Genomic DNA, 25,075 nt, shown 5'->3' on the forward strand with positions numbered 1-25,075 from the left:
CAGGCGCATGTGACTTTTGTTCTTATACCGGAGTAGTCCTTGAACAATCAGTGGTTTTCCAAAATTGCAATCTGGCTGGTTATCGCCATGGTGCTGTTTACCGTATTCAAGCAATTTGATCCACGCGGTAGTGCCGGCTCAAACTACCTGGGTTACTCCGAGTTCCTGGAAGAGGTGCGTGGCAAGCGCATCAAGCAGGCCACCATCGCCGAAGGCCAGGGCGGCACCGAGATTTCCGCCACCACGGTGGATGATCGCAAGGTTCGCACCACCGCAACCTACCTTGACCGCGGCCTCGTCGGCGACCTGATCGCCAACGACGTGAAGTTTGACGTCAAGCCCCGCGAAGAAACCTCCCTGCTCACGTCCCTGCTGATCAGCTGGGGTCCCATGCTGCTGCTGATCGGCGTGTGGATTTATTTCATGCGGCAGATGCAGGGCGGCGGCAAGGGCGGGGCTTTCAGCTTCGGTAAATCCAAGGCGCGCCTGCTCGATGAATCCACCAATCCAGTGACTTTTGCCGACGTGGCGGGCTGCGACGAAGCCAAGGAAGAAGTCAAGGAAGTGGTCGACTTCCTGAAAGACCCTGCCAAATTCCAGAAACTGGGTGGCCGCATTCCGCGTGGTTTGCTGCTGGTCGGCCCTCCGGGCACCGGTAAAACCCTGCTGGCCAAGAGTATTGCCGGCGAAGCCAAGGTTCCGTTTTTCTCGATTTCCGGCTCTGACTTCGTTGAAATGTTCGTCGGTGTAGGCGCGTCGCGTGTGCGCGACATGTTCGACAACGCCAAGAAAAATGCGCCTTGCATCATCTTCATCGATGAAATCGACGCAGTCGGCCGCCAGCGCGGTGCGGGCCTGGGCGGCGGCAATGACGAACGCGAGCAGACCCTGAACCAGATGCTGGTCGAGATGGACGGCTTTGAAACCAATGTCGGCGTGATCGTGGTGGCTGCCACCAACCGTCCCGACATCCTGGACGCCGCCTTGCTTCGTCCCGGCCGTTTTGACCGCCAGGTCTATGTGACGCTGCCCGATATCCGCGGCCGCGAGCAGATCCTGAATGTGCACATGCGCAAGGTTCCGCTCGGCCAGGATGTGAGCCCCGGGGTTATTGCCCGCGGCACGCCCGGCATGTCGGGCGCTGACCTGGCCAACCTGTGCAACGAAGCTGCCCTGATGGCTGCACGCCGCAACGCGCGCACCGTCGAGATGCAGGACTTCGAAAAAGCCAAAGACAAGATACTGATGGGCCCCGAGCGCAAGAGCATGGTCATGCCCGAAGAAGAGCGCCGCAACACGGCCTACCATGAGTCCGGTCACGCGCTGCTCGGCAAGATGCTGCCGAAGTGCGATCCGGTTCACAAGGTCACCATCATTCCGCGCGGCCGTGCCCTGGGCGTGACCATGAGCCTGCCGGCGCAAGACCGCTACAGCTATGACCGCGAGTACATGCTCAGCCAGATCAGCATGCTGTTTGGCGGCCGTATTGCCGAAGAAGTCTTCATGAACCAGATGACCACAGGCGCCAGCAACGACTTTGAACGTGCCACAGCGCTGGCCCGCGACATGGTGACCCGTTACGGCATGACCGAGGCCCTGGGCCCCATGGTGTACGCGGAAAATGAAGGCGAAGTGTTTTTGGGCCGTTCGGTCACCAAGACCAACAACATGAGCGAGTCGACCCTGCAAAAGGTGGACGGTGAAGTACGCCGAATCATCGACCAGCAGTACGCCCAGGCGCGCAAGCTGATCGAGGACAACCAGGACAAGATGCATGCCATGGCCAAGGCCCTGCTCGAATGGGAAACCATTGACGGCGACCAGCTGGACGACATCATGGCCGGCAAGGAACCCCGGCCGCCCAAGGACTGGACGCCGCGCAATTCGTCGGTAGGCGGCGGTAGCGGTCCCAGCGGCGGCACGCCGGCTGTCAGTACCGATCCGGCGCCGACGGTAGCCTGATGCCTCCACAAGCATGAAGACGACTGCCAGGCAGTCATCACAACCGGGGCCAGTCCCCGGTTTTTTCATGGTGGAGAACATGGCTCGTGTGCTTGCCACTTTGTGTGGCTTCGGCAATGCACCGTTCCTTGCGCGATATTGCATTGCGTACCGGCCTGTGGTTTAACCCTTCATTCGTTTTGGGACATCCATCCATGATCTGGCAAACCTCCCGCTTTCAGATTGACCTGTCAAAGCCGCGCGTCATGGGTATCGTCAATGTCACGCCCGACTCATTTTCGGATGGGGGCAGGTATTTCACCCTCGGTGGTGGTTTTTCAGGTGTCTTTGCTCATTGCGAGAAATTGATCCGGGATGGCGCCGACATGCTGGACATTGGCGGTGAATCAAGCCGGCCTGGCGCGCCGCCCGTGTCACTGGAGGAAGAGCTTGAACGGGTGCTGCCGGTGGTTCGCCATGCGGTCAGCCTGGGGGTGCCGCTGTCGGTCGACACATACAAACCTGAGGTGATGCAGGCTGTGCTTGACCTGGGCGCCGATGTCATCAACGACATCTGGGCCCTGCGCAAGCCGGGTGCGGTGCAGGTGGTGGCGCAGCACCCGAATTGCGGTGTCTGCCTGATGCACATGCACCGCGAACCGCAGACCATGCAGGTTGCCCCCATGGAGGGCGACGTGGTGCCGCAGGTGAGGGCTTTTCTGGAAAGCGCCGCATCTGGCCTGCAGGCCGCTGGCGTTGATAAAACCCGCATCGTGCTGGATGTGGGTGTGGGCTTTGGCAAAACCGTGGCGCAGAATTTCGCGTTGCTCGCGCGCCAGCAGGAATTCCTCGCTGCCGGCTATCCGTTGCTGGCCGCCTGGTCGCGCAAATCGTCTTTGGCCGCCGTGACCAGCACTTCGCTCGCAACTGTCGCCCAGCTCGACGTGACCGACCGCATGGTGCCCAGTGTGGCGGCCGCCGTGCTGGCGGTGGACCGCGGCGCCCGTATCGTGCGTGCGCATGATGTGCGCGAGACCGTGCAGGCCCTGAAGGTATGGATGGCAGCGCATTAGCAGTTTTATCGCTATCCGGCAAAGATGGCGGCTTTGGCTGACAAAGGGCTGTACGGGGGCACCTAAAATAGGCCCCTGTTTCAAGAACAACAAGCTCCACAGGGACAAAATTCCATGACCAGAAAATACTTCGGCACCGACGGCATTCGCGGAACGGTGGGCCAGCCCCCGATCACGCCCGATTTCGTCTTGCGGCTTGCGCACGCTGTCGGCCGGGTCCTTCGCAAAACCGAATCCCGCCCCACGGTGCTGATCGGCAAGGACACCCGCATTTCGGGCTACATGCTGGAAAGCGCGCTGGAGTCCGGTTTCAACTCCGCCGGCGTCGATGTGGTGCTGCTCGGCCCCTTGCCTACACCGGGTGTGGCCTACCTCACGCGAGCCCAGCGCGCCAGCCTGGGAGTCGTCATCAGCGCGAGCCACAACGCCTACCCCGACAACGGCATCAAGTTTTTCAGCGCGCAGGGCACGAAGCTCGATGATGCCTGGGAATTGGCTGTCGAAGCTGCGCTCGACGAGCCGCCCGTCTGGGCCGATTCTGCGACTTTGGGCAAAGCCCGCCGCCTCGATGATGCGGCAGGGCGTTATACCGAATTTTGCAAAAGCACCTTTGCCAATGACCTGACGCTTCGCGGCCTGAAGATCGTGGTCGACGGCGCCCACGGTGCGGCCTATCACATCGCCCCCATGGTGTTCCATGAGCTGGGCGCTGAAGTCATTGCCATCGGCTGCGCACCCGACGGCCTTAATATCAACCACGAAGTCGGTGCGACGCACCCCGAAGCGCTGATCGCCAAGGTCAAGGCCAGCAAGGCGGATTACGGCATCGCGCTGGACGGCGACGCCGACCGGCTGCAGATTGTGGACGCCGAAGGCCGGCTCTTCAACGGCGACGAGGTGCTGTACCTGATGGTCAACGAACGCCTGGCGCGCGGCGAGAAGGTACCCGGCACCGTGGGCACCCTGATGACCAATATGGCCGTGGAAGTCGCGTTGAAAGCCAAAGGCGTGGAATTTGTACGTGCCAAGGTCGGTGACCGCTACGTGCTCGAGGAGCTTGAAAAACGTGGCTGGCTGCTGGGCGGCGAGGGTTCGGGCCACCTGCTGGCACTCGACAAGCACACCACCGGTGACGGCCTCATCAGCGCGCTGCAGGTGTTGCAGGCCTGTGTGCGCAGCAAGAAAACTCTGGCCCAGCTGCTGAGCGATGTGGTGTTGTTTCCGCAGACGCTGGTCAATGTGCGCCTCAAGCCCGACCAGGACTGGAAGAGCAGCAAACCCCTGGCCGACATGACCAAAACGGTGGAAGCCGAGTTGGGCAACACGGGCCGCCTGTTGATTCGTGCCAGTGGCACCGAGCCGCTGCTGCGTGTGATGGTCGAAGCGCGTGATGCAGCCCAGGCCAAAAGCTGCGCCGAGCGGGTGGCGGATACGGTACGGGTCTGAGCGATTTATTCAGGAAAATAGTGACTGAAACCCTTTAAGGGCGGGCGCAAGCAGCTATCAAATCGATAGCGACCCGTCAAACAGGGCTAGGAAGCCTCTACGGCCTCCATCAAGCGAGCCCGCTCATCCGGCGTGAGCACCTTCGGCAATACGCGTGGCCCTCCATCATCCGGGTTAAAGAAGGGCGTGACCTTGTAGCCGCCATTGAGCCTCGTGCGTATCAGCGTCGCCATGAACCGGAGAATGGACACGCTGGTGCTGACCGGCATGGCTTTGGGACTGCCTTTGGCGCTCTTCATGCCGACTTTCATGCGCACGGGGCCGAAAGCGCTGTCCAGACTGGTTGACGGATCTTTCAGGCAGTTGTGCAGCAGGCCGACGTGCGAGACCTTGAAGTCACGCGAGGTGTTGCCGATCGGTGTGTTGCAACAGCTGGCATACCAGCGCAACATGCCCTTGTCACTGAGCGACATGCAGGCGAGCGCCTCCTGGCCGTGGGTGAAGGTGACGTGCTGGGGCAGCGTGGCGATCACATCCGATCCACCCATCTCATCCAGAATCTCGTCGGCCTTGCCCAGGAAGTGCGCGTAAACCTGACAGTCTTCGCAGTAGCAGACGCCGCGGCATACCGATTCGGTGTGACTGACATGGCCGCGGAGTGTGCCGCATTGGCAGCGCAAGGGGTGATTCATGTGAGAGCCCTGTTTGATGGGTGAGCCATTTAACATTCAGACGCGCGGAACCCCGAGTTCTTGTCTGGCAGGGCAGTCCGGTCATTGCGCGTACGGTGTTTCCTGATGCCGACGAGTGCAATAGCTCCCGCGGTCTGCGTCGTAACCATGACCAGTGGGTAAAGCAGTCCGATACCGAGTGTCGCCACGATAAAACCGGTGCTGGCGTAAAGCGTGGATTCACGTTTGTATTCTGAGCAAAGCGCCAGGACAAGGCCAAGCCCGGCAAGAATGAACGTAAGGCAGGTCAACCAGATAACAGCGTTGGCGTCATTCAGCGCAAAGACGCTGCTTGGCCGAAGTTCGGCAATATAGCTGCGTTCTTGCCGCACCATGCCCAGCCGGTTCAGCGCGTTCAATAGCTTGCCCCCGAAGAGCACACCGCCGGCGCGATGAACGCACCACAACGCAAGAAACAATGAGAAGGCGACGAGGGCCGAGGCAAACGACAGTTTCCCCAAAGACACTCTTTCGCCGGCACCGAGCAATCGCTTAAGCATTCTCAGCGTGCGAAGGGTAGAGATGTTTGCAGAATCGCCACTCATGCACCGGCTGGTCATCAATGTAGGCTGTAGGCTTTGGCAGATAAGCTTCAAAACACTCGCTGATCCCTAGTTCGATGGCTGTGGTTCGGCAGTATTCAGCGCCTCCCGAGCTCCAGAGAAACAAGGTTGCGCCTTCGGATTTCAGCCGCCTGACCTGGGTAATTACCGCAGGCATGGGAATACGCTTCGCACCAACGGACCTGACCATGGTGTCGTCGACATCGATAAAAACGACTTGTGGGGTCATGGGTGTTGAACCTTTGTTTGACCCCGGAATATGTGTGACGCCAGCAGCCACAAGGCTACCGGCAGCAAAAGTGCGGCGGCAAGCACCTCCGAGAGAATTGTGACGTTGGCGATCAGAGGATGAAACTCGATGGGGGCCAACGCATAGTGGCCCAGGCCGTCAAAACCTAACGCCGCGTAAACAGCCATCAGCAGCAGGCCCATAGCCACGAATTTTTTGCGCATGAGCAGCAAGCCAACGGCACCCACCGAAGTGATGGCAGCCCACACCCCATAAACCTGCGCACGTGTTAGCCAGGCCGGCAGGTTCGGATATTCGCAGATGAACTCGGCGTTGTGGCTGAAATGGCCGAGACTGGCGAGGAAGTAGGCTGCTGTCAGGGCGAGCAGCAGTTTGGGAAAGTCGTTGAAGCTGCGAAAGAAACGCATCGTTCAGGCCTGTGGTTAGAGGGGTGAAGCCCGCAGGCATCTGGCCTGTGGGTTACCAGTCTAACCAACCGGGCAGCCGCGCCGCTCGACGGCCTATTGTTCGCTAACTCAAGCCAGCGTATACGCCGTCTTCACCGTCGTGAAGAACTCCTGCGCATACTTGCCTTGCTCACGCGGGCCGTAGCTGGATCCTTTGCGGCCGCCAAACGGTACGTGGTAGTCCACGCCTGCCGTCGGCAGGTTGACCATGACCATGCCGGCCTGGCTGTGGCGCTTGAAGTGGGTCGCGTATTTGAGGCTGGTGGTGGCGATGCCGGCTGACAGGCCGAATGGCGTGTCATTGGCGGTGGCCAGCGCGGCTTCGTAGTCTTTTACCCGGATGATGCTGGCCACCGGGCCAAAAATTTCTTCACGGTTGATGCGCATGCCGGCGGTGCTTTCGCTGAAAAGCGCTGGTGTCATGAAGTAGCCTTCGGCGCCGCTGCCGGTATGGCAGCGCACGCGGTCACCGCCAAACGACAGCGTTGCGCCCTCCTGCTGGCCGATGGCGATGTAGCTTAAGTCCTGCTCCAGCTGGGCTTGTGAAGAAACCGGGCCGATGTCGGTTCCGGCGGTCAGGGCGTCGCCCACCTTGATGCGGGCCATGCGTTCGTGCAGCGCCTTGACAAAAGCAGGGTAGATGCCTTCGGTCACGATGAGGCGGCTTGATGCCGTGCAGCGCTGTCCGGTGGAATAAAAAGCGCTCTGCGCGCTGAGTTCCACGGCCTGGGTCAGGTCGGCGTCATCCAGGATGACCTGCGGGTTCTTGCCGCCCATTTCGAGCTGCACCTTCTTGAGGTTTTTTGCGCAAACCTCTGCAATGCGGCTGCCCACGCCGACCGAGCCCGTAAAGCTGATGGCATTGACGCCCGGATGGTTGACCAGCGCATCGCCGATGACGCGGCCGGGGCCCATCACCAGGTTGAACACGCCCGCCGGAATACCCGAACGCGAAATGATTTCGGCCAGGGCCCAGGCACTGCCCGGAACCAGGTCTGCCGGCTTGAGCACCACGCAGTTGCCGAAGGCCAGCGCCGGCGCAATCTTCCAGGCCGGGATGGCGATGGGGAAATTCCACGGCGTGATCAGGCCGACGACGCCCACGGGTTCGCGCGTGATTTCCACGCCGATGCCGGGGCGAACCGACGGCATGGTTTCGCCACCCAGGCGCAGGCATTCGCCGGCAAAAAATTTGAAGATGTGGCCCGCGCGGGTGGCTTCGCCAATGCCTTCGGGCTTGGTTTTTCCTTCTTCGCGTGAGAGCAGGGTGCCCAGCTCTTCGCGGCGCGCCAGGATTTCAGTGCCGATCTTGTCGAGCGCATCGGAACGGGCCTGGATGCCCGAGGTGGACCAGGCCGGAAAGGCGGCCTGCGCGGCCTGTACGGCGGCATCCAGCCCTGCGGCGTCGGCCTGCGTGTACTCGCCGATCACGTCAGCGAGATTGCTGGGGTTCAGGTTGGGGCTGTAGCTGCTGCCGGCCAGCCATTGGCCGGCGATGAGGTTGTCGTGTTTGGTGGTCATGAGGTGGCTCCAGAAGAAATCAGGGTTGATCAGGGGCGAGAGGGCGCGCAGGTTGTGGGGGTGCCACAGGCGGCGCCACATCAATCGCATAGAAACGCAGGGCGTTATCGCACATCATCGCATGTTGCTGGTTTGCAGGCAGGTGGCCCAGCATGCCGGCCACACTGCCCACCAGGTCCGGATAGTTTATGCGCAGGCCCGCCACCGGAAAGTTGCTGGCAAACATGCAACGCTGCCAGCCGAAAATGGCCACCGTCTCGCGCACGATGCGCGCGTTTTCGTACCGGTCCCAAGGCTGGCCGCGCAGGCCGAACTCGGAAAGCTTGACGTGCACGTTTTCCTGCCGGGCCAGCGTTTCCATCCAGCTGCGCCAGCGTTTAAGGCCTTCTTCGCTGCGGTCCCAGGCAAAGCCGTGGTGGTTCAGGGCGATGGGTACCTTCGGAAACATGGCTGCCACGGTAGCCGCCTCAGGCAGGTGCCAGGCGGGCACGCGCAGGTCCCACCGCAGGCCGAATTTCTCCAGCAACGAAAAGCCGCGCAGCCAGTCTTCGTGTTGCATGGTGCCCGCTTGCCCTTTGACGCTTTGGTCCGCTGCGGCAGATGTGACGGGTTTGCTGCGAATGCCGCGTACCAGTTCAAACTGCGATTGCGCGAGGAGGCATTCTTCGCTATCAGGCCGGTCAAACCAGGCGTGCGCCACGATGGCGTTCGGAAACCCGTGCCTTGCGTGGACCTCATGCAGCCATGCGGTTTCGGCAACCTGCTCAAGGCGGCTGCGCTCGGCTTCCACATGCACGGTTGCGACCACGTCGCCGGGCCCTACAGCCGCCCGGTAGTCGGTTGCCAGGAAGTCCCGGCAAATCGGCCGGTAGTCGCCGAGGAAGAAGGCCCCTGGATCGTACGCTTCCTGCAACCAGGGGTAGTGGCCTTTCGACAGGTCCCACAGGTGGTGATGTGCGTCGACGACGGGCCCTGTAAACGCCTTCACAGGTGCGGGCAGTGAGGTGGGCGATGTGCCTGTGCTCTTCATGAACCGGTAGTGGATACAGACTTTGCCGAATCAATGCCGCCAGACGCAGGACGAATCAGGCTCACGCAGCGTCCTGATTTCCTGCTCGAACGCAAAGCTGTCCAGATTGAGGCGGCGCACCGTCTCGTCCTGAAATGAGATGTAGACCGCCCGATCCACCGGGTGAAACGACAAGGCCAGCGGGTTACTGGGCAAGGCAAAGCAGCGCTGCTCCTGCAGTTCCAGGCCGAATATCGACAGCGAATGCTCGCCCGAGTTGGTGGTGAGCAGCAAGTCCTGGCCTTGCGCGCCCTGGAAGCGGTAGACCCGGTTGGGGTCGCGACGTGTCTTGCCTGAGGCCACGACTTTCATGCTGGCCGTGTCGACGGCGACGATGGTGTCGTCGCCGCGGTTGGCCACATACAGCAGCGACTCGTCACCCGACAGCACATTGCCTTCGGGCACGGGGCCCGGCATCATCGCGACAGGTGCGAAGGTCGGATCGTTCGGCCTGATTTTGGTGACGGTGTTCGACAGCAGGTTCAGTGCATAAGCTGTCTGTGCATCTTTCGTCAGCGCAAACAGGTGCGTTTTGTAGCCGCCCGAAGACACAGCCAGGTCCGGTACATGCACCTTTGCCGGGTTCGAGAATCGCAGCAACACGTTGTGCGCTTCAGACATCACGAACAGGCGTCCCTGGCCGTCCACTGTCAGGCCGTGCGGCCGGTAATACGGCCAGAGGTTCAGCGTGGCCACATGCTCGCGTTTGTCCAGGTCAATCACAAAGACCGAATGCCCGCCTGCGTCTCCCAGATGACTGGCGGTTTCGATGCCATAGTGGCCCACGTAAGCAAGCCGGCGCACTGGATCTACTGTGAACTCATGCGGAAAGTTGGGCAAGACGATGTGTTCTTCCGCCCGGCCGGTGGCCAGGTCGTAAAAGCTGAAGGTATGGGCGCATTTCTGCACCAGCAAGAGTGTTTCCCGAAGGGGCATGGGTGTCCTGAAGATGGGGGAGCCTGAAAGGAAACAGAGAGAAAGAGGGAGAACGCGTGAAGAGGCCGGCCAAAGCCGTTTACCTGTCCCAGCGTAGCACCAGCGGGTCCAGCCGCTGCGCGGTGGCGATCAACCCCTTGCGAACCTCAGGATGCATGGCGGGAAACGGATGGCGCGGCGCCTCGCAGGCGATCACGCCGCCTTCCTTCATCAAGGCCTTGGCCGTCAAGATACCGCCCTGGCGGTTTTCATAGTTGATCAGCGGCAACCAGCGGGTGTACTCGGCAATGGCTTCATCCCGCTTGTCGGCGACCCATGCATCCATGATCTTGCGAATGCCGTCCGGGTAGCCGCCACCCGTCATCGCACCGGTGGCGCCGGCTTCCAGGTCGGGTAGCAGGGTAATGGCTTCTTCGCCGTCCCACGGGCCTTCAATCGCGTCGCCGCCCAGCCGGATCAACTCGCGCAGCTTGGAGGCCGCACCCGGCGTTTCGATCTTGAAGTAGGCCACATTGCGGATCTCTTTGGCCATGCGAGCCAGGAAGGTCGCCGACAGCGCCGTGCCACTGACGGGCGCGTCCTGGACCATGATGGGAATATCAATGGCGGCTGATAGCGTGGCGAAGAACTCATAAGTCTTTTCTTCCGTCACGCGGATGGTGGCGCCGTGGTACGGCGGCATCACCATGACCATGGCCGCGCCCAGGTCCTGCGCGCGGCGGCTGCGCTCGGCGCACACCCGGGTGCCGAAATGCGTGGTCGTCACAATCACCGGCACCCTGCCGGCCACGTGCTTCAGGATGGCGGCCGTCAAAGTCTCACGCTCCTCGTCTGACAGCACAAACTGTTCAGAAAAGTTGGCGAGGATGCACAGGCCCGTCGAACCCGCGTCGATCATGAAATCAACGCAGCGCTTCTGGCTTTGCAGGTCGAGCTCACCCGCATCGGTGAAAGTGGTGGGCACTACCGGGAAAACGCCGGAGTATCTTGCTTTCATGCGGCTCATTCGAGGATGTTGAAGTCTTTGAGGAACTCGGTCTTCATCGTCAGGCCCAGGCCCGGCTTGTTGTCGTCGAGCTGCAGAAAGCCGTTCTCGGCCACAGGTTCGCCGTCGAAGATGTAATAGAACAGCTCGTTGCCGACTTCCACATCGAACATTGGAAAGTATTCGCTCATGGGCGAGGCGAGTGTGCTCATGGTCAGGTGGTAGTTGTGCATCTGCCCGGCGTGCGGAATCACCGGCACGCTGTACGCCTCGCATAGCGCATTGATCTTGTGCGCCGCCGTGATGCCACCCACCCGGTTGGTGTCGTACTGCACGACCGACACGGCCTTTTTGTCGAGCAGCTGCTTGAAGCCGTAGAGGCTGAACTCATGCTCACCGCCCGAGATCGGGATGCTGGTGAGCTGGTTGAGCTCGGCATAGCCGTCAATGTCGTCAGCAATGACAGGTTCTTCCACCCAGCGTGGCTGAAATTTTTCCAGCTTGGGCAGCATGCGTTTGGCGTACTCCAGGTTCCAGCCCATGTAGCACTCCATCATCAGGTCGTTGTCGTAGCCGATGACTTCGCGGATCGCTTCCACGGCTTTCAGGTTTTCAGAAACGCCCTTGGTGCCGTGCGCCGGGCCGTAGCCAAAGCGCGACTTGAACATGGTGAAACCCTGGTCCAGGTATTTCTGCGCTTCGTCCTGCATCGCCTTGAGGTCGGTGCGGTAGAGTTTGGAGTAGTAGCAGGGGATTTTTTCCTTGGTGCGGCCGCCCAGCAGCTTGAACACCGGCTTGTTGACCGACTTGCCCAGGATGTCCCAGATCGCTAGATCCACCGCCGAGATGGCGGCCATGGTCACGCCCTTGCGGCCCCAGGCGTGGGTGCTGCGGTACATGCGCTGCCACAGGTATTCGTAGTCCCACGGGTCCTGGCCCAGCACCAGCGGTGTGAGGTACTGGTCGATGATGGCTTTGGCGATGTGCGGCGCCAGCGCCACGTTGCCCAGGCCGACGATGCCGTCGTCGGTTTCGATCTCGACCACTGTCCACGAATGGAAGCGGAAGGTGCTCATGGATTCTGTCTTTGAGTAGACGAGGTCCATCGCGTTGGAGCAGAAATTGCCTTGGGGTGGAACGGTCTTGCCTTTCCACTCGAACACACGTGCGCGCACTGATTTGATCTTCATTTAAAGGTCCTGTGTGAGATGAATCTTTCGAGCCCTCCCCTGGAAGGGGAGGGTTGGGGTGGGGTGAGCCGTATTACTCCCTTTGGGGAGGCGCCGCCAGGCGTCCTCCCATGCGGCAGGCGATGCGGAAAGCGTTGAGCGTGGCGTTGACATCGGCCACGCCCTGGCCGGCGATGTCATACGCGGTGCCATGCGCCGGCGTGGTGATGGGCACCGGCAGGCCGCCTTGCACAGTGACGCCCTTGCTGAAGCCCATGAGCTTGATGGCGATCTGGCCCTGGTCGTGGTACATGGTGACGATGGCCTGGTACTGGCCGGCCTGCGCTTTCAGGAAGATGGTGTCGGCCGGAAAGGGGCCGTCTACCGGAACGCCGCTGGCGCGCAGCGCTGCCACGGCCGGCTCGATGATGTCGATCTCTTCGCGTCCGCAAACACCGCCGTCGCCGCCATGCGGGTTGAAGGCTGCCACCGCTACTTTGGGGCTGTTGTTGCCGCTGGCCTTGAGTGATGCGTAGATCAACCGGGTGGCGTCCATGATGCGTTCCTTGCTGAGCATGGCTGCGGCGTCTTTCAGCGGAATGTGCGAGGACACACGTGCCGTCCACAAGTCACCCAGCGTGTTGAACTCGCAGAAGTAGCCGGTCACGCCCAGGTATTCGGCAAAGTGGTGCAGCTCGTCTTCATGCTTCAGGCCGCCCAGCTTCATGGCCTGCTTGTTCAGGGGGGCGAAGCAGATGGCATCGACCTCGCCGCGTTTGGCGCCGTCCATGCAGAGGTTGAGCACCTGCAGCACCGCCGCGCCGCAGGCGGCCTGCGCCTGGCTGCGCTGTACTTGCGCTGGCTGAATCGTGTCTGTGGCCAGGAAGGCGGGCAGGCGTGTGTCGGCGCGGCCGCGCACCTCGGCCAGGCTGGCCACGGCTTGCGTTGCGACCTTCTGTTGGGCAATGTCCTGGCCTTGCTGCCAGAGCCAGGCATCACCCACCAGCACGATGTTGGCGCCTGCCGTGATGCCGGGCTGGCTCAGCAGCCGGGCAATCAGCTCGGGGCCTATGCCGGCCGCGTCACCCAGTGTCAGGGCGACGACAGGCACCGGTTCTGTTGTCTGCTGTTTGCTCATGGCGTCTTTTCCTTGTTCTGCATCATCCGGATCAGTCCAGTTTGATGTTTTTCTTGGCGATCAGGTCACCATAGCGCTTGTTCTCGTCATTGTGGAACTGCGCGAACTGCGCCTGCGTCATCGGTGTCAGATCCGCGCCGATCGCGCCCAGCCGGGCTTGTGTTTCCGGCATCGCCAGGACCTTGGTGATCTCGGCGTAAACGCGTTCCTGCACCGCTTTGGGCGTGGCTGCCGGCATGTAGATGCCGTACCAGGCACTCATCTCGACACCCTTCACACCGGCTTCGGCCATTGTGGGCACGTTGGGAAGCTGCGGGTTGCGTTTGGCACTGGCCACCGCCAAAGGTTTGATGCGGCCGTTCTTGATCTGGCCGATCACCGAGGGCATGGTGTCAAAGCTCAGCTGCACCTGGCCGCCGACGAGGTCGATCAACGCCGGGCCGCTGCCGCGGTAGGGGATGTGCGTGATGAAAACGCCGGCCTGGTCCTTGAAGAGCTCCGCCGCGATGTGTTGCGTGCTGCCCGAGCCGCTGGTGGCGTAGTTGAGCTGGCCGGGTTTTGATTTGGCCAGCTTGATGAGCGACTGCACCGAATCGACTGGCAGGGCATTGTTGACCACCAGCACATTGGGCACCGCGCCGACAAACACAACGGGCACCAGGTCCTTGTTGTTGTCGTAGCCGAGTTTCAGCAGGTGCGGGGCAATCGCATGCGCGGTCGAGACGCCCATCAGCAGGGTGTGGCCGTCGGTGGCCTTGGCCGTCAGGTCGGCTGCCAGCGTGTTGGAGGCGCCGGGGCGGTTTTCCACCACCACAGGCTGCTTGAGCAGGGGGCCGAGCCGGTCCGCTACTGCGCGGGCCATCGCGTCGGTGCCGCCGCCCGGGGCGGAGCCCACCAGAATGCGCACGGGCTTGGTCGGCCAGTCTTGTGCAAATAGCGGGGCGTGGGCGGCCACTGTGCAGGCTGCTGCCAGCAAGGCAGGCAAATATTTCATGGTTGTCTCCGTCATCGTTATGAATCAATGCGGTGATAGTAGGCAAGACAACAGTTAACGTAAATTGAAAATTCCTGATTATTTGATAATCTATAGTTATCAATTGAATTGGCCACCCAACATGCCCAACGCCTCACTGATTCCCCAGCTTCTCAACCGCCTGCGCATGCGGCAGGTGGCCCTTATCCTGGCTGTAGGCGAACACGGTACCTTGCGCAAAGCCTCCGCGGAACTGGGCATGACACAGCCGGCCGCCACCAAGATGATCCAGGAGCTGGAGTCTGCGCTGGGCCAGCGCCTGTTCGAGCGGGTGGGGCGCGGGCAGAAGCTCACGCCGGCCGGCGCCAGCGTGCTGCGTTATTTCCGCGGCATGCGCGGTTCGGTCGAGTCCATGACGCGTGAACTGGCCGAACTGCAACTGGGCAGCTCGGGTCGGGTGTCGATCGGCAGCATCATGGCACCTTCTCCGAATTTGCTGACGCACGCGATCATCACGCTCAAGAAAGCCTATCCGCTGCTGTCGGTCGACGTCATGCTGGACACCAGCGACCGGCTGTTCGAGCTGCTGCGCGAAGGCGTGCTGGATGTGGCCATCGGGCGCATCCGCGACGAGCATCGGGCTGACTACGCCTTCACCCCGCTTGAAAACGAGGCGCTGGCGGTGGTGGCGGGTGTGCACCACCCGCTGGGGCAAAAAAAGGCGGTGAAGTTTGCCAGCCTGCTGGACTACCCGTGGATATTGCAGCCCAAGGGCAGCCCGATGCGTGAAGTGCTGGAGCAGGAGTTCCGCATGCTGCAGGCGCCGACACCCAAAGGGCTGATCGAAACCGCGTCCATCCTCACGACAACCAACCTGATTGCCGAAACCGACATGGTGGGCGTCATGCCGCAGTCGATTGCCGACCACTACGCCCGGCACGGCCTGCTCAAGATATTGCCCTGCTTTATCCAGCACAAGATGGAAGCGTTTGGCTCCATCACCCGCAAGGACAGGCCGCTCAGCGACGCCGCGCGGTTTTTCCTGGCGGCGCTGCACCAGAAATAGCTGCCGGAGGCCGATGGCAAGCCACTACAGAGAAATTTTCTGAAAATTTCGGGCCTTGGTCCATGGGATGAGTGCCGGCCGCTGCTAAATATGGCGTCAATGCCGGCGAAGAACAGAAATTGAAGTTGGCGTGTGTAGCGGCGGATGAACACTCCATGACCTGGATCAAGCTTTTGCCCCGTGCCATTGCTTACGCTTGGCGCATTGCCAACATTGGAAGCACACATGCCGAATCTTCAATGGTCTGACGCCCTCGTGCTCGGACTACCCCTGATGGATGACACTCACCGGGAGTTTGTCGAGTTGCTTGCGCAGGCAGAAAACGCGGCGGATGATGCGTTGCCGGGCCACTGGCGAGCGCTGGTGGACCACACCGATGAGCACTTCAGCCGCGAAGACCGGTGGATGCTGGACACGCGGTTTTCATCCTCCAATTGCCACACTGTGCAGCACAAGGTGGTGCTGCAGGTCATGCGAGAAGGCTTGCTCATGGCCCAGGCCGGGGATTTCACGTCTTTGCGCCATATGGCAAGGGAGCTCGCTCTGTGGTTTCCGCAGCATGCGCAGACCATGGATGCCGCGCTGGCCCTGCATCTACGCGGTATTGGCTACGACCCGCTCACGGGGGTGGTGAGCATGCCGCAAGCTTTGCCCAAGGACACCATACACGGTTGCGGGGGCCTGAGCTGTTCCGATGGCCAGGCGCTTGAACACACCGCATAAACGCGGCACGCTGTTGGGTCCGCTGGGTGATGCAATTTATTGCCCCGTTTGCCAACCCCCGCCCAGCGACTGGATCAGCGCCACCGCCGTGGTCTGGCGGTCGGCCATGGCTTGCACCAGTGCACGGCGCGCGCTCAGCGCGGTGGCCTGGGCGGTGATGACTTCGGTGTAGCTCACCTGGCCGCTGCGGTAGCGGTTGAGTACCTGCTGCTCGACCTGGTCGGCTGCCTGCGACGCCTGGCGGCGCAGCTCCTGCTGGGTCAGCAGTACACGGGTTGCCGACAACTGATCTTCCACGTCCTGAAAGGCCGCCAGCACAGCCTGGCGGTAACGCGCCACTGCCTGCTGGTGGGATGCCTCGGCGCCTTCCACGCGGGCGCCTGTGGCTCCGGCGTTGAAGAGCACCTGCGCGGCCGAGATACCGATGGACCAGACGCTGCTGGAAGCCTTGAAGAGGTCCGCCACCCGGCTGGCGCCCTGGCCGGCCGAGGCGCTCAGCGACAGGCTGGGGTAATAAGCGCTCTTGGCGATGCCGATCTGTTCATTGGCAGAGGCCACGCGGCGTTCGGCGGCGGCAATGTCGGGGCGGCGCTGCAGCAGCTCGGACGGTATGCCGACCGGCACGTCAGGCACTGAAGGATTCCAGGCCACAGGGGCAATCGAGAAATTGCCGGGTGCTTCGCCCACCAGCACCGCTATGGCGTGCTCCAGCTGGGCGCGCTGGCGCACCAGGCCGGCGTCGTCGGCCTGCGCGTTGGCCAGCTGTGTTTGCGCCTGCAGCACATCGGTTTTGGCCGCGATGCCGGCGTTGTAGCGGTTCTGCGTGATGTCCAGCGCGCGCTTGTAGCCGTCAATCGTGTCCTTGAGTAGCACTTTTTGTGCGTCTGTCTGGCGCAAGGATAAATAATTGGTCGCCAGTTCACCCTGCGCCGACAGTTTGGCCGAAGCCAGGTCGGCGGCGCTGGCCTGTTCGCTGGCTTTCGCGCCGTCCACGGTGCGGCCTAGACGGCCCCATACATCGGGTTCCCAACTGCCACCAATGCTGAGCTGGTAGTTGTTGCCCACGCGGCCACCGACATTGTTGCCCGCCGTGCTGCTGCTACTGCTGCCCGAACGGCTGGCACTGCCATCGAGCGAAACCGTCGGGAACAGCGATGCCCGTTGCTCGCGCACCAGGGCTCGCGCCTGCGCATAGGCTGCAACAGCCACCGCCACGTTCTGGTTGGACACCTCCACACGCGATGCCAGCTGGTCCAGTACCGGGTCCTTGAAGAGCGACCACCACGGGCCACGCTCCAGCGTATCGGCGGGCGCGGCCGGAACCCAGCCTTGCGCTTCCTTGTAGGTGCTCACGTCGACCGTGGCCGGGCGCTGGTAGTCGGGGCCGACTGCGCAGCCGCCAACGGCAAGCACCAGCGCAGCGCACAGCAGGCGAAGCTGAAAGCGTGAACGGTACGCGGGGTGGGCATTGGAAAAGTGGTTCATGGCGTTGTCAGTCATTGCAGTTGGAGCGGGGCGCTGGGCGGCGGCGCGTCGGTCTCGTCAGGGTGGCGGCTGAGCTGACGCTCGGAAGGGCTGCGCCGGCGGAGCTTGTCCATCAGCACATAGACCACCGGCGTGGTGAGCAATGTCAGCAACTGGCTGGCGATCAGCCCGCCGATGATGGCGATGCCCAGCGGACGGCGCAGCTCGGCGCCTTCGCCAAAGCCGATGGCCAGCGGCAGCGCGCCCAGAATGGCCGCCAGTGTGGTCATCAGGATGGGGCGAAAGCGCAGCAGACAGGCTTCGCGCACGGCCTCAATCGCGGAAAGGCCACGCGCCCGCTCGGCTTCCAGCGCGAAGTCGATGATCAGGATGGCGTTCTTCTTGACGATGCCGATCAGCAGGAACAGGCCGATCAGCGCGATGATGGAAAAATCCAGCTTGAACAGCAGCAAGGCCAGCACAGCGCCCACACCGGCCGAGGGCAAGGTGGACAGCACCGTGATGGGATGCACCAGGCTTTCGTACAGGATGCCCAGCACAATGTAGATCACCACCAGCGCCGCCAGGATCAGCAGCGGTTGCTCATTTTGCGATTGCTGTGCATTGAGCGCTGTGCCGGAAAAGCTGCCGCGCACGTTGTTGGGCAGCCGGATGTCGGCTTCCGCCTGGTGCACCGCGGCTTGGCCGTCGCTCAGCGTGCTGCCATCGGCGAGGTTGTAGGAAACCGTGGTGGAAAGCTCGCCGTCTTCGTGGCTGACCGAAGCGGCGGTGGGGTTTTCGCTGAAGGTGGCAATGGCCGACAGGGGCACCATGGTGCTGGCCGAGGCGCTCAGGACCTGGCCCGACGAAGAATCACGCAGGGATGGATTGGCCACAGAGGTGCCGGTGGCCACCGTGGTTGCAGCCGGGGTGCCGGTGCTTCCGGTATTGTTGGTTGTGTTGCTTGTGTTGCCTCCAGCCCCCTTGGCCGGTACGTAAATATCTTTCAGCGACTCGGGGCTGCGGGTGTAGCGCGGCGCCACTTCCATGATTACGTGGTACTGGTTGAGTTCGGCGTATATCGTGGCCACCTGGCGCTGGCCGAAGCCGTCATAGAGCGCGTTGTCCACGTCGCGTGAGCTGATGCCCATGCGTGCCGCGCTTTCCTTGTCCACCGTGACCATGGTTTCCACGCCGTTTTCCTGCTGGTCGGTGTCCACGTCGGTCAGGGCGGGCTGCAGTTTCATCTGGTCCGCCAGGCGTGTGGCCCATACACGCAAGTCGGCCGCGTTGTCGCTTTTGAGCGTGTACTGGTAGGTCGAATTGGTCTGGCGGCCGCCGCCGCGCAGGTCCTGCACGGGGTTCAGGAAAAGGCTGACCCCGGTCACCCGTGCCAGCTGCGGGCGCAGCCTCGCAATCACGGCCTGGCCGGCCACGTCGCGTTGCCCCACTGGTTTGAGGTTGATGAACATGAAACCCCCGCCCGCTCGGGAACCACCGGTAAAACCCACCACGGTGTCCACGGCCGGGTCGGCGCGGATGATGTCGACCAGCTGCTTGAGCTTGGCCTGGAGGGCCTGAAATGAGATGCTGCGGTCGGCACGCAGGCCGCCGTTGATCTGCCCGGTGTCCTGTTGCGGAAAGAAGCCCTTGGGCGCCTTCACGAAGAGAAAACCGTTGAGCCCGATCACGGCCACCAAAATCAGCATCACCAGCAACTTGCTGTGCAGGGCCCAGTCCAGGCTCACTTCGTAGCTGCGGTGCACGCGGTTGAAGGCACGCTCGAACCAGCGCCCCACAAAAGCAAAACGCCCGGGCTTCTTCTCGTGCGCGTCAGGCCTCAGAAGCCAGGCGCACATCATGGGCGTGGTGGTCAGCGAGATGACCAGCGAGATCATCACCGCAGCAGACAGCGTGACCGCGAATTCGCGGAACAGCCGGCCCACCTGTCCGCCCATGAAGAGTAGCGGTATAAACACGGCCACGAGCGACAGGCTGATCGACAGCACCGTGAAGCCGACCTCCCGCGCCCCCAGCAGCGCGGCCTTGAAACGGTCCATGCCGGCCTCGATGTGCCGGCTGGTGTTTTCCAGCACCACGATGGCGTCGTCCACCACAAAACCGGTAGCCACGGTGAGCGCCATCAGGCTCAGGTTGTTCAGTGAAAAGCCCAGCAGGTACATCACGCCGAAGGTGCCCAGCAAGGAGACGACGGTGGCCACGGCCGGGATGATGGTGGCACGGGCGCTGCGCAGGAAGGCGCTTACCACCAGCACCACCAGCACGATGGAAATCAGCAGCGTGACTTCGATCTCGTGCAGCGAGGCACGGATGGAGTTGGTGCTGTCGGATGCCACCTGCAACTGCACGTCCTGCGGCAAGGCGGCCTGCAGCTCGGGAATCAGGGCGCGCACGCCGTCGACAGTGGCAATCACATTGGCATCGGGCTGGCGCGTGACCAGCACGATCACCGCCGGCTCGCCGTTGAAAAGACCGAGCGTGTTGATGTTCTCCACACCGTCCTGCACCTCGGCCACGTCTTGCAGCCGGATGGCGGCATTGTTGCGCCAGGCTACGACGAGATTGCGGTAGTCGGCGGCCTTGAGTCCGCCGCTGGCGGTGTTGGAGCCTGAGTAAATCTGGAAGCGCTGGCCGTTGCCTTCGATCGCCCCCTTGGGCCGGTTGGCGTTCGACGCCTGCAGGGCTGCGCGCACGTCTTCCATGGCGACGCCATAGCGGTTGAGTGCAAACGGCAGCAGTTCCACGCGCACCGCCGGCAACGAACCGCCGCCAAGCTCCACGTCGCCGACCCCGGGCACCTGGGCGATTTTTTGCTGCACGAGGTTGGAGACTTCGTCGTAAATCTGGCCCGGTGAGCGCGTCCTGGACGTGAGCGCCAGGATGATGACCGGCGCCGAAGCCGGGTTCGCCTTGCGGTAGGTCGGGTTGCTGCGCAGGGTGGCCGGCAGGTCGGCACGTGAGGCGTTGATGGCGGCCTGCACCTCGCGCGCTGCCGCGTCGATCTTGCGATTCAGGTCAAACTGCAGGCTGACGCGGGTGGAGCCGTTGCTGCTGTTGGACGTCATCTCGTTGACGCCCGCGATCACGCCGAGGCGCCGCTCCAGCGGCGTCGCCACACTGCTGGCCATGGTGGAGGGACTGGCCCCCGGCAACGAGGCGCTGACCGAGATCACCGGGAAATCCACTTGCGGCAGCGGTGAGACCGGCAGCACGAAGAATGCGGCGATGCCTGCGAGGGCCAAGCCTATGGTGAGGAGGACGGTGGCTACCGGGCGGCGGACGAAGGGTTCGGAGAGGTTCATGGCCTTGTTCCTCTTCCGCCATCCGGCCTAGGCCTGTCCTGGGTTGATTTGATTGGTGTTCTCTTTGCTGAGGATGGCTGGCCGGGGGTTGCCCGGCAGCAAGTAACTTTCTTTTGCTTCGCCAAAAGAAAGTCACCAAAGAAAAGGCGACCCTGCTGTCTGCGTCCCTCCGCTTCGCTACGGGCAACCTGCGGTGCTCGGTCCAGGCGGGGTCTCGCTCGAACTCGCCTTCGGCTCAGACAATCGCGATCCCTGATCCGTCTGGCCCTGCGCTCCTCGGCGCATACAGAAGGGGCGATCGGGAACGGGGACCGAAGACAAATACCAACAAGGACACGCCATGGCGTGTCCTTGTTTCTTCTGGTGTTCGGGTTCCGGCATTCGGCAGTTGGCTGTTCGGTATTTCTGTTTCCACCCCCTTGTGGATGCGCCGAGGAGCGCAGGGCCAGACGGATCAGGGCAAAAACTTGTTTGAGCCGAAGGCGAGTTGTTTTTGACCCCGGCTGGACAGAGTACCGCAGGTTGCCCCGGAGCGAAGCGCAGGGGACGCAGGAACCAGGGTCGCCTTTTCTTTGCTTACTTTCTTTTGGCGAAGCAAAAGAAAGTGAGTTGCCGCCGGCAACCCCGGCCCCGGGACAAAGCACACCCCGAAAGAACGAAAGAGCAACAGGCCTCACGCGGAAACCTCCTCAACTTTCCCTTTCCCCCGAAACCTCCGCCCCAACCGATCAAACGCCAGATAAATCACCGGCGTCGTAAACAGCGTCAACACCTGGCTGACAATCAATCCCCCAAAAATCGCCAACCCCAGAGGCCTCCGCAATTCAGCGCCTTCGCCGAAGCCCAGCATCAGAGGCACAGCAGCAAACAGCGCCGCCAGCGTGGTCATCAGGATGGGCCGAAAGCGCAGCAGCGCGGCCTGGTGAATGGCGTCCTGCGGGGATTTGCCCTGGTTGCGTTCGGCGTCGATTGCAAAGTCGATCATCATGATGGCGTTCTTCTTCACGATGCCGATCAGCAGGATGATGCCGATGATGCCTATCACCCCGAGGCCTGACCCGCTGATCATCAGCGCCAGCAGCGCGCCCACGCCGGCGGAGGGCAGGGTCGAGAGGATCGTCAGCGGGTGGATGTAGCTTTCATACAGCACACCCAGCACGATGTAGACGCAGATCACAGCCGCCAGGATGAGCCAGAGCTGGTTGGACAGCGAGGCCTGGTAGGCGCCCGCCGCACCCAGAAAGGTCATGGTCACGCTGGCGGGCATGGCGATGTCCTTGGCCGCTTCCCGGATCTCGTCGACCGCCTTGCCCAGCGAGACGCCGGGCGCCGTGTCAAAACCCAGCGTGGTGGCCGGGTACTGGGCCACGCGGGTAACCTGCAGCGGGGCCGCTTGCTCCGTGATGGTGGCGATGGCCGACAGCGGTGTTGGCGTGCCGGAGCCGGTTTTGAGTTGCAGGCTGCCCAGCGATGCCGGCGTGCGCAAGGAGTCGGGCATGGCTTCGAGGATCACGCGGTACTGGTTGGTTTCGGTGAAGATGGTCGAGACAATGCGCTGGCCGAATGCGCTGTAAAGCGCGTCGTCAATGGACGAGGTCGTGACGGCCAGGCGCGACGCGGTGTCGCGGTCTACCGTGATGTAGGCTCCGGCGCCGCTGGAGCCCGCATCGGACGACACGTTGCGCAGGCTTTCGAGCTGCCGCATGCGCTGCGTAAGCTTGTTGGCCCATTCCACCACGGTGGCGTTGTTCGAGCCTTCGAGCGATACGCGGAATTGCGTGGGCCCGGTTTCGGCGTCAATGGTCAGGTCTTGCGTGGGTTGAAGGTACAGAGTAACCCCGGCTACCGCGGCGGCCCTGCGCTGCAGCCGGTCCATGGTTTCCTGCTGGCTGCCTATGCGCTCTTTTTTCAGGTTGATCAGCATGCGGCCGGTATGCAGCATGGTGTTGTTGGCTGCGTCCACGCCAATGAAGGAGCTCAGCGTTTCGACGTCGGGGTCTTCCAGGATGGCCTTGGCCGTGGCTTGCTGCAGCGCGGCCATGCGGTCATAGGACACCGATTGCGCGGTTTCCACGCGAGCCTGCAGCTGGCCGGTGTCCTGCGTCGGGAACAGGCCCTTGGGGATCAGCACATACAGCAACACCGTGAGCAGCAGGGTGGCCAGCGCCACCAGCAACGTGGCGCCCTGACGTTTGAGCACCCAGGTGAGCCACACGTCGTAGCGTGCGATCACGTCGTCAAAAAAACGCTGGAGCCGCGCGCCCGCCTGGGCCAGCCGGCCTTCGCCCGCCGTTTCCGGCACGTGCTTGAGCCATCTCGCCGACATCATGGGCACGAGGGTGAGCGACACCACGGCCGAGATCAGGATGGTGATGGCCAGCGTGACGGCAAACTCGCGGAACAGCCGGCCGACCACATCGCCCATGAACAGCAGCGGAATCAGCACCGCGATCAGCGACACTGTCAGCGAGATGATGGTGAACCCGATCTGCGTCGCACCCTTGAGGGCTGCGGCCATCGGTTCTTCGCCTTCCTCGATGTAGCGCGAGATGTTTTCGATCATCACGATTGCGTCGTCCACCACAAAGCCGGTGGCGATCGTGAGTGCCATCAGGCTCAGGTTGTTGAGGCTGTAGCCCAGCAGGTACATCAAGCCGCAGGTGCCGACGAGTGAAATCGGCACGGCCAGGCTGGCGATGACTGTGGCGCGCAAGCTGTGCAGGAAAGCAAAGATCACCAGCACGACCAGCAGCACGGCCAGCAGCAGTTCAATCTCGACGTGCATCACCGAGGCGCGTATGCCGGTCGTACGGTCGCTCAGCACATCGACCCTGAGGGAGGTGGGCAGGCCGGCCTGCAGTTCGGGCAGGCGTGCCTTGATGGCGTCCACCGTGGCAATGACGTTGGCGCCGGGCTGGCGCTGCACATTGAGGATGATGGCTGGTTTCAGACCAGACCATGCGCCCAGTTTGATGTTCTCGGCGCTGTCCACCACCTGTGCCACGTCTGACACTCGCACCGCCGCACCGTTGCGAAAGGCGATGATGAGGTTTTTGTAGTCAGCAGCGGCGACCAGCTGGTCGTTGGAGTTGATCGAATAGGACCGTGTAGGGCCATCGATGCTGCCTTTGGCGCCGTTGGCATTGGCCGCGGAGATCGCAGTGCGCAGTGAATCAAGCCCGAGGCCGTAGGAAGCCAGCGCCCGTGTGTCGGCCTGGATGCGCACCGCGGGGCGCTGCCCGCCACTGAGCGACACCAGCCCCACGCCATTGACCTGGCTGATCTTCAGGGCCAGCCGGGTGTTGACGATGTTCTGCACCTCCGTCAGCGGCATGGTGTCGGAGGTGATGGCCAGTGTCAGCACCGGTGCATCCGCCGGGTTGACCTTGGCATAGACGGGCGGGGCGGGCAGGTCGGCCGGCAGTAGCGAGCCGCCCGCGTTGATGGCCGCCTGCACCTGCTGTTCGGCCACGTCCAGTGCCAGGCCCAGGCCGAACTGCAGCGTGACGATGGAGACACCGGCGGCACTGGTGGAGCTCATGCGAGAGAGACCGGCCATCTGGCCGAACTGGCGTTCCAGCGGCGCTGTCACGGTCTGCGCCATCACTTCCGGGCTCGCGCCGGGATACAGCGTCTGCACCTGGATGGTGGGGTAGTCGACCTGCGGCAGGGCCGACAGCGGCAAAAACTTGAAACCCACGAGGCCAGCCAGCACAATGGCCACCATCAGCAGCGAAGTGGCTACCGGGCGCAGGATGAAGGGGCGTGAGGGGCTCATTCAATAACCTTCGTGCTTCGCACTGCGATGCTATTTGCCTTGGGAACGGCCCGGCGGCTCATGCGCGGAAATACCTTCGTGCTTCGCACTGCGGTGCTATTCACCTTGGGAACGGCCCGGCGGCTCATTGGTGCGAGTCCCGGATCATTGCGCCGGCCGTTCGCCCTGGCGGCGGTCCTTCATGCCTTGCCAGCGTGCCAGAGCTTCCGGGTCGCCCTTGTCGATCTGCTCCAGGAAGCGCTTGCGGCGTTCCAGCGCGGCCGGGTCGTCCTTGACCTGGTCGAGCATGCGCTGGCGCTGCTCGGCCGTGGGGCCGGCAATGGAAGGCGGCGCAGCGCCGGGTTGCAGTGCCGCTGCCGGGGGCGTGGAGGGTGCCGCTGCCGGTGCACTGCCGGCGGTGTCGGATGCGGGGCGCTGGCGCCCGGCCGCCGAAGCGCCGCCGCCCGGTGCGCTGGCGCCGCGGCGCTTGCCGCCCATGCC

19 protein-coding genes and 1 pseudogene are annotated in these 25,075 nt (G+C 62.5%); 5 read left to right on the top strand and 15 right to left on the bottom strand.

Annotation, left to right across the window (positions count from 1 at the left end; genetic code table 11):
• Positions 1–39 precede the first annotated feature (39 nt).
• The 3 genes from ftsH to glmM all read left to right on the top strand — a co-directional run bounded on the left by ftsH (position 40) and on the right by glmM (position 4,460).
• Positions 40–1,962 carry an ATP-dependent zinc metalloprotease FtsH gene (gene ftsH / locus AC1DZE_RS14270; protein WP_457278727.1) on the top strand — a complete coding sequence of 641 codons (1,923 nt, stop codon included), beginning with the start codon at positions 40–42 and terminating at the stop codon, positions 1,960–1,962.
• Between the two features lie 194 nt (positions 1,963–2,156).
• Positions 2,157–3,014 carry a dihydropteroate synthase gene (folP, locus tag AC1DZE_RS14275; RefSeq protein ID WP_477670948.1) on the top strand — a complete coding sequence of 286 codons (858 nt, stop codon included), beginning with the start codon at positions 2,157–2,159 and terminating at the stop codon, positions 3,012–3,014.
• Positions 3,015–3,128: 114 nt separating this feature from the next.
• Positions 3,129–4,460: a phosphoglucosamine mutase gene (gene glmM / locus AC1DZE_RS14280; protein ID WP_477674124.1), complete on the top strand. Its 1,332-nt coding sequence runs from the start codon at positions 3,129–3,131 to the stop codon at positions 4,458–4,460.
• An 86-nt stretch (positions 4,461–4,546) separates the two neighbouring features.
• Here the strand turns inward: glmM and AC1DZE_RS14285 are convergent, their stop codons facing one another.
• The 11 genes from AC1DZE_RS14285 to AC1DZE_RS14335 form a co-directional block, all read right to left on the bottom strand.
• Positions 4,547–5,152 (bottom strand): DUF6151 family protein, encoded by a 606-nt coding sequence (locus AC1DZE_RS14285; protein WP_477700210.1) that lies wholly within the window; start codon positions 5,150–5,152, stop codon positions 4,547–4,549.
• Positions 5,153–5,181: 29 nt separating this feature from the next.
• Positions 5,182–5,736, bottom strand: coding sequence for a hypothetical protein (locus AC1DZE_RS14290; protein ID WP_477674122.1), 555 nt, complete (start codon positions 5,734–5,736; stop codon positions 5,182–5,184).
• Entirely contained in the window at positions 5,684–5,983 is a 300-nt protein-coding gene (locus AC1DZE_RS14295) for a DUF705 domain-containing protein (protein WP_477670945.1), read from the bottom strand. Before AC1DZE_RS14295 ends, AC1DZE_RS14290 begins: the two co-directional genes overlap by 53 nt.
• Entirely contained in the window at positions 5,980–6,411 is a 432-nt protein-coding gene (locus tag AC1DZE_RS14300; RefSeq protein WP_457278721.1) for a hypothetical protein, read from the bottom strand. Before AC1DZE_RS14300 ends, AC1DZE_RS14295 begins: the two co-directional genes overlap by 4 nt.
• A 108-nt stretch (positions 6,412–6,519) precedes the next feature.
• Positions 6,520–7,971, bottom strand: a complete 1,452-nt coding sequence (locus AC1DZE_RS14305; protein ID WP_477673560.1) for an aldehyde dehydrogenase family protein — start codon at positions 7,969–7,971, stop codon at positions 6,520–6,522.
• Between the two features lie 19 nt (positions 7,972–7,990).
• On the bottom strand, positions 7,991–9,001 hold the full coding sequence (locus tag AC1DZE_RS14310) for an amidohydrolase family protein (RefSeq protein WP_477700211.1): 1,011 nt from the start codon (positions 8,999–9,001) through the stop codon (positions 7,991–7,993).
• 30 nt (positions 9,002–9,031) lie between these two features.
• The gene (locus AC1DZE_RS14315) at positions 9,032–9,976 is read right to left on the bottom strand and encodes a YncE family protein (RefSeq protein ID WP_477700212.1); all 945 of its coding nucleotides are present in this window, start codon (positions 9,974–9,976) and stop codon (positions 9,032–9,034) included.
• A 79-nt stretch (positions 9,977–10,055) separates the two neighbouring features.
• Positions 10,056–10,973 (bottom strand): dihydrodipicolinate synthase family protein, encoded by a 918-nt coding sequence (locus AC1DZE_RS14320; RefSeq protein ID WP_477700213.1) that lies wholly within the window; start codon positions 10,971–10,973, stop codon positions 10,056–10,058.
• 5 nt (positions 10,974–10,978) lie between these two features.
• Complete coding sequence (locus tag AC1DZE_RS14325; RefSeq protein WP_477700214.1) at positions 10,979–12,151, bottom strand: L-rhamnonate dehydratase; 1,173 nt, start codon at positions 12,149–12,151, stop codon at positions 10,979–10,981.
• 73 nt (positions 12,152–12,224) lie between these two features.
• Positions 12,225–13,268 (bottom strand): 4-hydroxythreonine-4-phosphate dehydrogenase PdxA, encoded by a 1,044-nt coding sequence (locus tag AC1DZE_RS14330; RefSeq protein ID WP_477670938.1) that lies wholly within the window; start codon positions 13,266–13,268, stop codon positions 12,225–12,227.
• A 31-nt stretch (positions 13,269–13,299) separates the two neighbouring features.
• The gene (locus AC1DZE_RS14335; RefSeq protein ID WP_477672417.1) at positions 13,300–14,262 is read right to left on the bottom strand and encodes a Bug family tripartite tricarboxylate transporter substrate binding protein; all 963 of its coding nucleotides are present in this window, start codon (positions 14,260–14,262) and stop codon (positions 13,300–13,302) included.
• 121 nt (positions 14,263–14,383) lie between these two features.
• Between AC1DZE_RS14335 and AC1DZE_RS14340 the strand changes: the two genes are divergently transcribed.
• Both AC1DZE_RS14340 and AC1DZE_RS14345 read left to right on the top strand, forming a co-directional pair.
• Complete coding sequence (locus AC1DZE_RS14340) at positions 14,384–15,307, top strand: LysR family transcriptional regulator (protein WP_477672418.1); 924 nt, start codon at positions 14,384–14,386, stop codon at positions 15,305–15,307.
• Between the two features lie 225 nt (positions 15,308–15,532).
• The gene (locus tag AC1DZE_RS14345) at positions 15,533–16,030 is read left to right on the top strand and encodes a hemerythrin domain-containing protein (RefSeq protein ID WP_477670935.1); all 498 of its coding nucleotides are present in this window, start codon (positions 15,533–15,535) and stop codon (positions 16,028–16,030) included.
• Between the two features lie 36 nt (positions 16,031–16,066).
• Here the strand turns inward: AC1DZE_RS14345 and AC1DZE_RS14350 are convergent, their stop codons facing one another.
• The 4 genes and pseudogenes from AC1DZE_RS14350 to AC1DZE_RS14365 form a co-directional block, all read right to left on the bottom strand.
• Positions 16,067–17,515, bottom strand: coding sequence for an efflux transporter outer membrane subunit (locus tag AC1DZE_RS14350; protein ID WP_477672419.1), 1,449 nt, complete (start codon positions 17,513–17,515; stop codon positions 16,067–16,069).
• Positions 17,516–17,526: 11 nt separating this feature from the next.
• Positions 17,527–20,817: an efflux RND transporter permease subunit gene (locus AC1DZE_RS14355; protein ID WP_477700215.1), complete on the bottom strand. Its 3,291-nt coding sequence runs from the start codon at positions 20,815–20,817 to the stop codon at positions 17,527–17,529.
• 673 nt (positions 20,818–21,490) lie between these two features.
• On the bottom strand, positions 21,491–24,595 hold the full coding sequence (locus tag AC1DZE_RS14360; protein WP_477700216.1) for an efflux RND transporter permease subunit: 3,105 nt from the start codon (positions 24,593–24,595) through the stop codon (positions 21,491–21,493).
• Between the two features lie 144 nt (positions 24,596–24,739).
• Positions 24,740–25,075: pseudogene (locus AC1DZE_RS14365) on the bottom strand (efflux RND transporter periplasmic adaptor subunit); the annotation flags it as partial.

The organism is Polaromonas sp. P1_F1 (assembly GCF_056405795.1).